General features: G+C 57.0%; 8 protein-coding genes. 6 read left to right on the top strand and 2 right to left on the bottom strand.

Going from position 1 to position 13683, the window contains the following annotated elements; translation table 11 throughout:
* Window positions 1-70: 70 nt before the first annotated feature.
* The 3 genes from ggt (at window position 71) to ACR0KG_RS03525 (ending at window position 6031) form a co-directional block, all read left to right on the top strand.
* Window positions 71-1864, top strand: a complete 1794-nt coding sequence (gene ggt / locus ACR0KG_RS03515; protein WP_480826492.1) for a gamma-glutamyltransferase — start codon at window positions 71-73, stop codon at window positions 1862-1864.
* 83 nt (window positions 1865-1947) lie between these two features.
* Window positions 1948-3363 (top strand): FAD-binding oxidoreductase, encoded by a 1416-nt coding sequence (locus ACR0KG_RS03520; RefSeq protein WP_480826493.1) that lies wholly within the window; start codon window positions 1948-1950, stop codon window positions 3361-3363.
* A gap of 160 nt (window positions 3364-3523) precedes the next feature.
* A complete protein-coding gene (locus ACR0KG_RS03525) occupies window positions 3524-6031 on the top strand; it encodes a GcvT family protein (protein ID WP_480826494.1) in 2508 nt (835 codons plus the stop codon).
* 106 nt (window positions 6032-6137) lie between these two features.
* Here ACR0KG_RS03525 and ACR0KG_RS03530 read toward each other — a convergent pair whose 3' ends face one another.
* Window positions 6138-6791, bottom strand: a complete 654-nt coding sequence (locus ACR0KG_RS03530) for a DUF938 domain-containing protein (protein WP_480826495.1) — start codon at window positions 6789-6791, stop codon at window positions 6138-6140.
* Window positions 6788-7855, bottom strand: a complete 1068-nt coding sequence (locus ACR0KG_RS03535; protein ID WP_480826496.1) for an NAD(P)/FAD-dependent oxidoreductase — start codon at window positions 7853-7855, stop codon at window positions 6788-6790. Before ACR0KG_RS03535 ends, ACR0KG_RS03530 begins: the two co-directional genes overlap by 4 nt.
* A gap of 186 nt (window positions 7856-8041) precedes the next feature.
* Here ACR0KG_RS03535 and ACR0KG_RS03540 point away from each other — a divergent pair, with 186 nt between their 5' ends.
* The 3 genes from ACR0KG_RS03540 to ACR0KG_RS03550 all read left to right on the top strand — a co-directional run bounded on the left by ACR0KG_RS03540 (window position 8042) and on the right by ACR0KG_RS03550 (window position 13670).
* Complete coding sequence (locus tag ACR0KG_RS03540) at window positions 8042-8440, top strand: hypothetical protein (RefSeq protein ID WP_480827326.1); 399 nt, start codon at window positions 8042-8044, stop codon at window positions 8438-8440.
* A gap of 3 nt (window positions 8441-8443) precedes the next feature.
* Window positions 8444-9676 (top strand): HlyD family secretion protein, encoded by a 1233-nt coding sequence (locus tag ACR0KG_RS03545; protein ID WP_170531787.1) that lies wholly within the window; start codon window positions 8444-8446, stop codon window positions 9674-9676.
* A 646-nt stretch (window positions 9677-10322) separates the two neighbouring features.
* A complete protein-coding gene (locus ACR0KG_RS03550) occupies window positions 10323-13670 on the top strand; it encodes a peroxidase family protein (RefSeq protein WP_480826497.1) in 3348 nt (1115 codons plus the stop codon).
* Window positions 13671-13683 lie beyond the last annotated feature (13 nt).

Consider the following 13683-nt stretch of genomic DNA (forward strand, 5'->3'; position numbering starts at 1 on the left):
CTCAACCTTTGGTTGCGGCTTTCCGGTCGTCTGTACAGTGTTGAAAGCAATAGTAGAATTGGAGGATTAGATGCGTTTCAGTCGAATTTCAGGTTTGATCGTTTCAACGGTTGCGTTAACCGCGCCCGCATTCGCGCAGGAAACGGCAGATGCAGTCGCACCAGAAGGGGCGTCCGAAGGGCAGGTTCAGGCCTTGACCGAGGAGGTCATCGCTGCCGTCGAGGCGAAACTGGCAGGTGTTCCGGTACAATCGGAAAACTGGATGGTTGCTGCTGCCAATCCGCTGGCGGTCGAGGCCGGGGCCAAGATCTTGCGCGCCGGAGGATCAGCAGCCGATGCCATGGTCGCAGTGCAAGTTGTGCTGGGACTGGTCGAGCCGCAGTCATCGGGTCTGGGCGGCGGGGCCTTCTTGGTTTGGTACGATGCAGCCTCGGGTCAAATGACCACTTTGGACGGGCGCGAAACGGCGCCGCTGGCGGCTACGCCAACACTGTTTCAGGACGAAAACGGCGAGCCGCTCAAGTTCTTTGATGCGGTTGTCGGCGGGCTGTCTGTTGGCACACCCGGAACGCCCGCGTTGCTGGAAGAAGCGCATCGCCGCTGGGGGCGGTCACCCTGGCCCGGGCTGTTTACCGATGGCATCCGATTGGCGGATGAAGGGTTTCTGGTCTCGCCGCGCCTTGCCGCGTTGGCTGCCAACGACGCTGAACGATTGTCACGTTTCCCTTCTACGGCAGAATACTTCTTGCCAGGTGGTGAACCGTTGCAGCAAGGCCATCGGCTGATGAACCCCGACTATGCTGAAACGCTGCGGGTGCTGGCCGCAGATGGGGCAGCAGGGTTCTATGGTGGTGATATTGCGGCAGGAATTGTAAACACCGTTCGGACTGCCCCGGGGAATCCGGGTGTTCTGTCAGGCACGGATCTGGCGCTCTATCAAGTGATCGAGCGTGAACCAGTCTGCGCCACATATCGCTCTTACGAGGTGTGCGGCATGGGGCCGCCGTCATCCGGAGCACTGACCGTTGGGCAAATCCTGGGCATGCTGGACAGTTATGATCTGGCGGCGATGGGGCCAGAAAGTGTCGAAGCCTGGCGGCTGATCGGTGAAGCCTCACGCCTCGCCTTTGCAGACCGGGGGCGTTACATGGCCGACAGCGATTTTGTCCCGATGCCAACCGAAGGTCTGGTTGATCCAGCCTATCTGGCAGAACGTGCCGATCTGCTGAACGCCGAGAGCGCGTTGATCGATGTTGCCCCCGGCAACCCCGCCTTCGATCACGCGTCGAACTGGGCCGACGATGTTTCGCTGGAGCTGCCTTCGACCTCGCATATCTCGATTGTGGACAGCTTTGGCAATGTTTTGTCGATGACCACGACCATCGAAAACGGCTTTGGCTCGCGCTTGATGACCAACGGTTTCCTGCTCAATAACGAACTGACGGATTTCTCCTTCAGAACTCATACCAGCGGAGTTCCTATCGCCAACCGGTTGGAGCCCGGCAAGCGTCCACGCTCGTCCATGAGCCCTACTATCGTGATGCAGGACGGTGCCCCGGTTTTGGCCATCGGATCACCCGGCGGCAGCCGGATTATCGGCTATGTGGCCAAATCGATCATTGCCTGGGCTGATTGGGGAATGGACGTACAACAGGCGGTGTCCCTACCGCATCTGGTCAACCGGTTCGGCACTTATGATGTGGAATTGGGCACTGTAGCCGAGGGATATGTGGACGCCCTGACCACATTGGGATTCGAAGTGAACCCGCGTGACCTGACCTCGGGTCTGCATGCCATTGAAATTCGCGACGGGTTAAGCGGCGGTGCGGACCCTCGGCGCGAAGGCATCGCGCTGGGCGAATAGGTCTTGGGACTTGTTCCACGTTGCCGGGCCTTTTAGTCATGATCTGAAAGACCCGGCACCCTGTCGGGCAGGGGAGGTTCAAGATGGTGCAGGCAACCGCGCTGCCCCGCAATGACGCGGGCATTCAAATGGCGATTGGAATTCTGAAGCAGCGGTTTGGCGACCGGCTGCAAACCAGCGCCGCGATCCGCGAACAGCATGGCCATACGACAACGTGGATCGCCAACCAAAGCCCAGATGCGGTCGTCTTTCCAACTTCAACCGCAGAAGTATCCGAAATCGTCACAATTTGCGCGACGCATAAAGTGCCCGTGATCCCCTTCGGCACCGGCACCTCGCTGGAAGGTCACGTGAATGCGCCTGCAGGAGGGGTTTGCGTCGACCTGATGCAGATGAACAAGGTGTTTGCCGTCAACGCTGGTGATCTGGATTGCGTTGTTCAGCCGGGCGTAACCCGTGAAGACCTGAATACGCATCTGCGTGATCAGGGCCTGTTTTTCCCGATCGACCCGGGGGCCAATGCCTCGCTCGGTGGTATGGCCGCAACGCGCGCCTCAGGCACCAATGCGGTGCGCTATGGCACGATGCGGGACAATGTGCTGAGCCTTGAGGCGGTTATGCCCGATGGGCAGGTGATCCGAACCGGCAATCGCGCCAAAAAATCATCCGCAGGCTATGATCTGGCCCGATTGCTGATTGGGGCGGAAGGGACGTTGGGCATCATCACCGAACTCACCCTGCGTCTCCACGGCATCCCCGAGGCGATCAGCTCGGCCCGCTGTTCCTTTCCAAGCGTTGATGCCGCGTGTCAGGCCGTAATGATGACCATCCAATACGGCATCCCGGTTGCGCGGATCGAACTGCTGGACGAGATGTCCGTGCGCGCAGCCAATGCCTATTCCGGCCTGAACCTGCCTGAAACACCCCTGCTATTGCTCGAATTCCATGGCTCAGAAAATGGGACCGCCGAGCAGGCGACGACCTTCGGGGACATCGCAGGCGAATTTGGTGGCGTGGACTTTGCGGCAACGTCCACCACCGAAGAACGCAACAAGCTATGGCAAGCGCGGCATGATATGTACTGGGCCTGCTTGCAATTGCGCCCTGGTGCACAAGGCATATCAACAGATGTGTGTGTTCCAATCTCTCGGCTGGCCGAAGCGGTTGGCGCAGCACAGGACAAGGCGGCAGAACTTGGTCTGATCGCCCCGATTGTTGGCCATGTTGGGGATGGGAACTTCCACACCCTTCCTCTGATCGACATGGACAATCAGACTGAAGTTGCCAATGCCGATCAATTTGTCAGCTGGCTGAACGATCTGGCGATTTCGATGGACGGCACCTGCACCGGCGAACACGGGATCGGGCAGGGCAAACGTTCCTATCTGGTCAAGGAACTTGGGGCTGCAACGCAGTATATGACGGCGATCAAAGCTGCGCTGGATCCAGACGACATCATGAACCCCGGAAAGATTGTTCCGGGCAGGTTAGTGCAGTGACGCCCGGTTGGTGACTCAGCCGCAGCGGCTGATGGCCGTTTTTCGACCTTGAATTGATCTGCGGGTCGTTTTTTTCTTATCACCGGTCGGATGAATGTCGCGCTGTCCCCCTGAACTGCGCCATATGGTGTCAACTGAATTCAAGGGGAGACGCCCGGTTATGAAAACCCAAGTCAAAGCACTGGTTGTTGGCGGCGGCGCCGTTGGGACCTCGATTGCCTATCACCTGGCCAAGGCGGGCTGGGACGATGTGATGTTGATTGAACGGGATGAGCTGACCTCCGGCTCGACTTGGCACGCGGCTGGCCTGCTGCCTCTGTTCAACATGTCCTACGCGACGACCCACATCCACAAATACTCGGTTGATTTCTACAAGACGCTTGAAGAAGAAACCGGCCTGAACGCAGGCTTCGCGGTGGTCGGCAATCTGCGCATGGCACAGACGCAGGAGCGTATGGATGAATACATGCTCTATGCATCCACGGCTGAAACCTGTGATGTCGCCTATGAATGGTTGACCCCCGAACAGATCAAAGAACGCTGGCCGCTGATCGAGACCAATGACCTGAAAGGTGCGATTTACCACACCGAAGACGGCTACATTAACCCTGCTGACGTCACTCAGGCGATGGCCAAAGGGGCCCGTCAGCGCGGGGTTGAAATCGTCCGCAAAATGCAGGCTGATGCGTTCCACTGGAATGGCACCCATTGGGAAGTCACCTGTACCAAAATGGTCGAAAAAGGCGGCAACCTCGTTCCTTCCGACGAGCAGGTTGTGATCACCGCCGAACATGTGGTGACCGCGTCGGGTAACCACGCGCAGCGTACCGCCAAGATGCTGGGCATCAAGATGCCGGCGATCCCGGTCGAACACACATTCATCGTCATGGACAAAGACCCCGAACTGGTCAAATGGCGCGCGGCCGGAAATTCCGAGCATCCGGTTGTCCGCGATGCAGACAATGAATCCTATGCGCGTGAGGAACGCGGCGGCTGGATTTTGGGCATTTATGAACATGGCGCACCTGCGCAGTTCGAACACGGCGTGCCCGACAGCTTCCGCGCCGACCTGTTCCCGCTGGATCTGGATCGGATCGCGGATCAGTACATGGCAATGGCGGAACGCGTGCCTTCCTGCGCCGAGTCAGGCCTGAAAGACGACTTTAACGGCCCGATCTGCTACACGCCCGACGGCAACCCGCTGGTCGGCCCCGCGCCGGGCCTGCGCAACATGTGGCTGGCCGAGGGCTTCAGCTTCGGCATTACTGCGGCAGGCGGCACTGGTTATTATCTGGCGCAGATGATGGTCGATGGCGAAGCCGAGATCGACATGGCCTCGCTGGATCCCAAGCGCTACAGCAGCAACTGGATGACCACCGAGTTCGCGGCCCGCAAGAATGAAGAGTGCTATGAGCACGTCTACATCCTGCACCACCCGGATGAAGAGCGCGCGGCTTGCCGTCCGCTGCGCACCGTTCCGGCGTACGATCGTCAGAAAGCACGCGGCGCGCAGTTCGGCTGGGTGAATGGCTGGGAACGTCCGAACTATTTTGGCCCGCTGGATGCACCGGACAACTTCGACAAGGAAAACCGCTCGTTCCGTCGCGGTGGCTGGTGGCAATACGCTGTCGAAGAAGCCAAGGCGATCCGCGAAGGCGTTGGCCTGATCGACGCGTCGGCCTTCACCAAGCACGTTGTCAAAGGCCCCGGTGCCACCCAGTTCCTGGATTGGTTCACCTGTAACAAGCTGCCCAAGGTCGGTCGTATCAACCTGACCTACGCGCTGACGTCGCACGGCACCACCCGCACCGAATACACCATCGTGCGCAATGGCGAGAACAACTACTACATCGTCTCGGCTGGCGCCTGGACCGAGTACGACGCCGACTATCTGCGCAAGGCGGCCGAGGACAAGATGGAGGAGTTCGGTTACATTGAGATCCAGGATGTGACCACCCAGTGGGGTGTCTTTGCCATCGCCGGGCCCAAGTCTCGTGACGTTCTGAAAGAGGTCATCAAAGACGCCGATCCGGAAACCGCTCTGTCCAACAAGCGCTTCCCCTGGCTATCGGCCCGTCAGATCGAACTGGGCATGTGCCCGGTTAACGCGATCCGCGTGGCCTATACCGGTGAGTTGGGTTGGGAACTGCACCACCCGATCGAAATGCAGAACTACCTGTTCGACCTGCTGGAAAAAGCTGGTGAGAAGTACGATATGAAGCTGGTTGGCGCCCGCGCCCAAAACTGGCTGCGACAGGAGAAATCCTACCGTGCGTTTGGTACCGAACTGGGCCGCGATGCAACCCCGCTGGAAGCTGATCTGCCGCGCTTTGTCGACCTGTCGAAAGACTTCTACGGCAAGGCCAAGTTGGAAGAGACCGGTGTGCGCGTGAAGTGCTGCACCCTGCTGATCGACGGACCGGACGATGCCGACCCGTGGGGCCGCGAGGCACTGTACACGCCGGAAGGCGAGCGGGTAGGGCGTCTGACCTCGGGCGGCTACTCGGTGGCCTTCGAGAAATCCATTGGCATGGGCTATGTGAAGCCCGAGCTGGCGGTCGAGGGCACCAAGCTGCAGGTCAAAATACAGGACAAGCTATGGGATGCGGTTGTCACTTGCGACAGCCCATATGATCCGAAGAACGAAACTATCCGCAAAGACGGCTAATCGAAGACGTATGCAGGTGGCGCGTAAGAAATGCGCCGCCACCAGCGGCACATGCCTCCGGCGGAGGCAAGCCTGCGTCAGCAGGCTTTCTATGTGCACGGCCTGATCAAAGGGCCTGCGCCCGCGCAACAAAAGCGAGGTTGTTGGCGGGCATCTCTGTCACTTCGATGAGGTTCAAACCCTTCGTCGAAAGCAAACGCTTGATATCAGAATCGTTTTTGTACCCGACTTCTGGGTCCTGCTGCACAAGCGCCTCGTGAAACCTCTGGTCTCCTTCGCTGGTCAGCTTTCCATCTCGCATGAAGGGACCATAGAGGATGAACCTGCCGTTTGATGAGAGCGTCTGAGCAGCTTCCGAGACAAGCGTGACGGTTTCTGGCCAGCTGATCAAATGCAGCAGGTTGATCAAAATGACCAGGTCTTTTGGCTCGAATTGCATATGCCAGCCAGATACTGTCGCATCCAAATGTGCAGCGGGCTGAATGTTCGGTTGATCACTGGCATAGGCATCTATGCTCTGCCGCCGATCCGCGTCGATCTCTGTCGGGTGCCAGGACAGCTGAGGTAGCTTCTGCGCAAACGCGCAGACATGCTGACCCGTGCCGCTGGCGATCTCCATGGCCCGGCCTTGTGGCGGTGCCCAACGCGAAACCAGCTCACATAGGACGGCAGCGTTGCGGCTGGCAGCGGGGGCAACCAGCTTGCCATCGGTTGATGGCGCGGCGACGCTGGCATTTGGGGGTGGTGTACGTTTGCTCATTTTCGCAGCCGATCCGGTGTTAGCATATCGATTATCGCCTGCTCAAACGCGGGTCTGTTTCCGACAATAAGGTCGGCCACAAACTCAGACGCGCCCGGCGCGCTTTGGAACCCATATCCGCCTTGCCCGGCGCACCAGATAAAAGACCTGTCCTGCGGATCAGGACCCAGCACCAATGTTCCATCTGGTGAAAAACTACGCAGCCCTGCCCAGTTTGTTTCAACCCGCGTCACGGGTTCGCTGACCATCTCTTCATAGCGTGCCAACCCCTCGGCCAGCACCATATCGTCGGCATAGGCATCATGCGGGGCAACCAGGTCGGCATCAGCCGGAGATACAAGCAACTTACCCGCATCCGGTTTGGCATACCAAGTCTCACCAGCACCAATCATCATTGGCCAATCTGAAACATCATGCCCGCCCGGCGCCGGTATGCGCGCCATTGACCGGCGGCGGGGTTGCAGGCCGATTGGCGCTATCCCGGCCAGTTGTGCGACCTCGTCCGCCCAGGCACCGGCCGCGTTGATCACGTGTCGTGCTTCAAAAACATCCCGCGCTTCGACCTGCCAGTTGTTGGCTTTGGTGATCGCAGTCACCGAGGATTTAGTGTGAACAACCCCGCCATTCTTGCGAATGACCCGCGCAAAATCCTGCAGGAGGCAGTCGGTGTCGATGTCAAAGGCGTCGTGGCTGATCCCGGCGTAGCCCAGCCTCTTGGGATGCAGGATCTGGATCAGGCTGCGCGCATGGTCAACCGATATCGCTTGCATATCCAGACTGTTGAGGTCTGCCTTAAACAAATCTTCTTGATCTGTGCGCGCAACCAGCATCAAACCGCGTTTTTGCAGATAGCCGCCATCCTGAAGAAACTGACTGCCTGCCTGATTTAACGCGACCACTGATCGGGGGCCGTAATTTTCCTCGAACAAAGCTGCAGATCGACCTGAGGCGTGATAGCCCAGCCCATCTTCGGCTTCGAGCACGGTAACCGATCCATGCGCGGACAGTCTTGCACCAGCGCTCAGCCCGGCGATCCCGCCGCCGATGACGAGGAAATCAATCATGCTCTGTTTTCTAACAAAAGCGGGATCATTGCGGGCTTGGGGGAATTCATGGGCGCTCCTTAAGTTCCAACGCGTCTTGTTGTCAGTTCCATGGACTATAAGCAGCCTTGAATTTGTGCTTCAACCCGGTCAAAGAAGTATCAAAATGAAAAGGAGGGTACAGTGACTGCAACGGATCTTCATCCAATGGCCACAGGACATATCCCCCGATATGTCGTCGCAGCTGACGGGAGCGACTATCTGTTCTCTGCTATGGTCGTGTTCTTTGTGATCATCGTGGTGCTGATTGGCGTGGGGTATCTGACTCTGCATTCGGTTCCGGAAAAAATGGCGCATGAAAACAACCACCCTCAGTTCCAGTTGGTTGGTATTCTGGCGCTGCTTGCCTTGTTCACACATAATGGATTGTTCTGGATTGCAGCCATTTTGGTTGCAGGGTTCCAGTTCCCGGATTTTGCAACGCCGATGAAGAATATCGCAGATGCCATCCGATCTTTGGGGCGGTCACCGGTGCCGGAAGCTGCGCCCGAGGCCGTACAACCCGAAGCACCCGTTGCAGAAACTAGCGAAGCGCGGGAGCAGTAGGCAATGATCGAAACAATGCTCTGCGCCCTGATCACGGTGCTGCCTGATTATCTGTTCCGCCGCTTTGTGCAAGGCAAACGCATCGGGCATGAAATCACCCTGTTCACAATGTGGTACGAATTGCGCTGGGGCTTGACCACCTGCGCCATCCTGGCCCTGACGGTGATTACCACGCTGTTCTACTTTCATCCGGCCAGTTCCAGCGCTGCGTCCTATTTCCGCACAGTCACCATTCTGCCGCAGCTCGGCGGCCGTGTGGCCGAAGTTTACGTGCGCAACAACGAACAGGTGACTGCGGGCCAGCCGATTTTCCGGATCGAGGATTTCACACAACAAGCACAGGTTCAGTCGGCGCATGCACAGGTAGCTCAGGTCCAGGCCTCGCTGAAAGTGGCAGAAACTGATCTGGCAGAAGCCGATGCAGGTATTGCCGGGGCCCGCGCGGCGCTTGCGCAATCGCTGGAAGACCTTGAGCGCAACACAACGCTGCGTGATGAGGGCTCCAGCGCGGTTCGATTGGCCGAGATTGAGCGGTTGGAAAATCTCGTGGCCGAGCGCGAAGCGCAGGTAACGGCAGCCCAGTCCAAGCGGGCAGCGGTTGTTCAACAAATCGAAGAATTGATCCCGGCCCAACTTGCCAGCGCAAATGCGCAACTCGATGCCGCGATGACGGAACTGGACAAGACTGTGATCAATGCCGGTGTGACCGGACGTGTAGAACAGTTTGGGTTGCAGGTGGGGGATTATGTCAGTCCACTGTTGCGACCCGCAGGTATTCTCGTGCCGTCCCATTCCGGGCATGATCGGTTTCAGGCGGCGTTCAATCAGCTATCTGCACAGGTCATCAAACCCGGCATGATCGGAGAGCTGGGATGCATGACCAAGCCCTTCACCGTGATCCCAATGGTTGTGGTTGAGGTTCAGGACGTCATCCCCTCGGGTCAGATCAGACCGTCGGACGAGCTGCGCGATGTGCAGAACAACAAGGTTCCGGGGTCCATTCTGGTTTATATGGAGCCGCTTTACAAAGGCATGGCCGACGACATTCCGCCGGGCAGCAACTGTCTGGCGAATGTCTATACTGACAATCATGAAAGGCTTGAACACGAAGACCTCGGGTTCTGGGAAGGCGCTTTTCTTCATGTTGTTGACACCATAGGTGTGGTACACGCGGCGGGGCTGCGCCTGCGATTGATCCTAATGCCGGTCAACACCCTGGTTCTAACTGGCCACTAGGCCTGAACCGGCCCCGGTCGTTCTCCGGGGCAGACCCGTATCTGACCCTTAGGAGGAGGCGATTCTATGGTTGGTATGCGCGACGCAGAAATCTGGCCCTCAAATGTCCACTTCGCATTTGGCGCGCCCAGACGCATGTCCTAACCCGCGAAAACCGTGAGAGGGCATTGTGTAGTGGTAAGACCTTAGCCTTCCAAGCAATGATGATCGGTTTCACTGAGTATCGTGTAGTTGCTATATATTTCATTTAGTTCAATAATATATTGGGCGATTGTCTATTTGACAGACCCGCAGCCAGCCGCAAGATTATCCGGGGCGTAGCTTAATCGGATAAAGCGCATTGGTTTCATTCCCAAGCGGATCATCGCAGACAAACAGCGCTAGTGTCGTGCTGCTGCAAAGCGTGAGGTCGCACAAGGGTTGAATCAATGGTCACACAAGGGCATCTATAACCAAGCCTTTGGGAGTCGAGGTTTAAGGCTCCACGGTTATGCCAGAAAAAACAGTCGCCCTGAGAAGCCTTGTAAATTAGAATAAGCCCTATCCAGCCGGCAAATTTTGGCTGGCAGGTGTCACGTTTCTACATCTCATTCAGGGTTTTTGGTATCTTTTAGCACCTCAACCCAAATTATTGTTGGAGGTTGAAATGAATGTCGTTTCCGGGTGTCCTGTCTCTGCAAAGCACAACCAGCGGGTTGATCTTCTCTCTGATGATCCGCTGGAAAACATAAACGCAGGTAATTTTTCGACGGCAATAAAGCTATACGTCGAACGCCACGAAGAGGGCCTTGCGACTGCGGAGGACTATGCCCTCGGCGCGCACGCCTTCCGCAACGTGGGAGACTTTCTCTCGGCAGCGGATTGGTTCGAGAAGGCCGCCAAGAAAGACCCAAACCACAAGCTTGCGGCATTCTGGACCCAACAGATCGATAAGAACCGGGTGGATGGACAAAACGGTGCGGGTATCCTTCGACCTAACGAACTGACGGAAGAATATCTAAAGGCCGACCCCGCCAAGGCGTATGAGGGCCACAAAGATGCGTGGGTGTTGTGTACAGATTTCAAACGTCCAGGAGATCATATCCCCGAAAAATCGCTGCTGGACAGGGCACGAAACTTCAAGGATTCTATGGTTTCTTTGGCGCTTGGTCCCGTTGGAGCCTGGGCGAATTCCGGCGCGACGCCTGGCAATGCAGGCCGTTGGACGCAGCGCAAGCTTGGCATTCTGCGGCTCGCGGCTTTGGGCGATGCGCGCACGCAGATGGAAAAGGGTGAGCGCGACCCTGACGGAGAACGCGGCGACATCGTCGGTCAGCTGCCCAAAGGCGACATACCGAAATGGGCGGATTCCGGTTTTTCCCCCGATGGCGCGTATCTTGATACACAATTTGGGCCGGGCGAAGGCCGTGTGGGCCAGGAGTTTGTCGACCACGGGCTTGAAAAAGGCTATCGTCCGCAAGACCAATCCCATAATCCGAAACTGCCAAGCGAAGCGGATGTTGCAAAGGTTTTTGGCTATCGCAATGGCACAACCATCGAAGCCAAGACGGCCAGCTTTCATGCCGCTGCCCACCTTCAGCAGCTGGTCCATGACGTGGCCCAAACCGCGCCCGACAATGCGTTGAAACACGCGATTCCCATCGACCCGGACAGTGAATGGGCCGCGCTTGGTGTGAAGTATGATTGGAGCCGGTCAGATGCCCCGCATGCATTGCGCGAAGATGGCGAAGGCATGCATGGCACCACGGTCTGGTGGGACATGAGCCACATTTACGGCAGCGATATCGAAACGCTGGCAGAAGTGCGCTCATACCCAGACGGCACGCCAGTGCCCGGCGGTAAGCTTTATCTGGAAGACACCGAAGAAGATGGCACCGGCGGATTTCTCCCGCTGAAAGACGTGCCTGTCAGCGAAGATGGCCCGCTGCAAAAACAGATTGTTACCGGCTTTGGGCGCAATATGACGGCCCCGTTGGAGGCCGAACATACGCTCTATGCGCGCCATCACAATTGGGTCGCGGAGGTCCTGAAAGAGCGTTATCCGGACTGGTCAGACAATCAGATTTTCCAGATCGCGCGGCGCGTGGTCACCATGACTTATGTGAAAATCCACACTGGTACCTGGACGCACACTCTGTTTGCCAATGAAGCCGTGGTCAACGGGCTGAACGCCAATCTGTTCGGCCGCGCGGAACGCAAGCTGCCGCATTTCGACAAGAAGATTTACCGGCCTGAGCAAGGCACGGATCCAGTGGCTCACGGCATTGCTGCTGGGAAGGTTGAGAAGAACAAGCCTGAGATCAAAGGGAACTTCTTTAGCAAGGCCTATCGCTTTGGCCACCAAATCTGGGTCGATCAGCTGAAATGCCCGTCCATCGGAGAGACCGCCAAAGACGGCACGCGCGAAGTGAACATGATGAACTTGCGCGAGCTTGATGGTCATCAATTCCTCAAGACCGAGGGTCTAGGCGCGGTCTATTACTATATGATGAACACCCGACTTGGCGCGCCCGTTGCGGGCAATACGGCCGATTTCTTCCGAAACATGGCGACCGAAGAAGGTGTCATGAACATGTTGGAGCAGGAAATCCGCAAAGACCGCGAACGTGGCACGCCCTTCTGGACAGATTATCAGCGGGCCCACAACATCCCGCCAAGCGAGAAATGGGAGCACCTGTTCCTTGATCCATCAAGCGAGGCATCCAAAGCGACGATTGCGAAGCTCCAAGAACTCTACCCCGAAGGCATTGAAACACTGGATGCGATCATCGGGCTGACCTTGAATGAGCATAGGCCTGAGGGTCTGGCCATTACCAATGAAGGCTTTCAGACCTTTGTGCAGGAGGCTACCAGTCGCATTCGCAAAAACCCCTACCTCACTGAGAAATGGCGCCCAGACGAAGTCGGTTGGACAGCCATAAATCTGGTGGAAGCGGTTGATAAGGAGAAGATGCTTTACCTGCACTGTCCAGAACTGCGCAATTGGCTGGAGACACGAAAGACGGTCAACACCTACGAATATGTCGGCACCTCGGCAACTGAGGCGCCGGACGAACATCCACTGGAATCCAATGGTATCATCACCTGGGGCGATCAGCATATTCGCGACATGGGTCTTGGTGATCCGTGGAAGGACGCGCATTTCAAAGACAATGTGCCCAACCAACTGATCCGCGTGGCACATGGGGACACGGTTTATATCGTCGACATAACGGATGGTGTCGTGTTTGCCGACTTGGAAGGTAAGGGCCGTGTCTTTGCCCGCGATATGCTGACCAAAGATCCCGATGACGTCACCCGCGCCGATTTGATTGCCGCGGCCAACGCCATTCTGGACGAGAAAAAATACCCTTGGCCCGGCTACCAATCGCCTGATCATCCCGGCTTTGCGAGCGAGTGGGTTCTAACGCAGAAAGAAGTGAACCAGCTCAGAGGTTATCGCAAGGACGAGAAACGCGAAGGCGTACAGCTCAAGTTGACGGATATGGAAAAGCATATCCTTCCCTTCAATCTGGGTAATGACATTTCGCGTGCCGGGTTGCCGGAAAATCTGAAAGGCTGGCAAACGTTTGAAACAAGCGGATCTCGGGCGATTTTTCTGACCCTTGGGTCGACCTTCAAATTTGGTGGATTAAAAAACCTCCTACTTGGTCGCGGCATTCCGCTGAAAGAGATGGCGAAACGCCGACCGGGCAAACGCACTATGGTCTACGACGAAAACGGCATGATCGATGAAGACCTGTTGACGGACTATATGGGGGCACTGACTGACATGGCTGCCAAGCATGACGACGGTCTGATCCCCGAGGAAGAGTTCATGGCGCTGTTGGAGGAAAAGAACGCTTTGGATGATCTCACCACCAAGCAATGGGAGTCATTTTTCCGCATGCTCGCCCGTGCGGGCCAGCCAGCTGCCATCCGTCCGTCAGACTTTAAAGGCCTTTACCGCAATACGCTGTTGCCGGAAATGTTTGAGCGGTTCGCATCACCTTAGGTGTTTGATCCTG

The sequence above is a fragment of the Ruegeria sp. H4 genome (genome assembly GCF_056533065.1).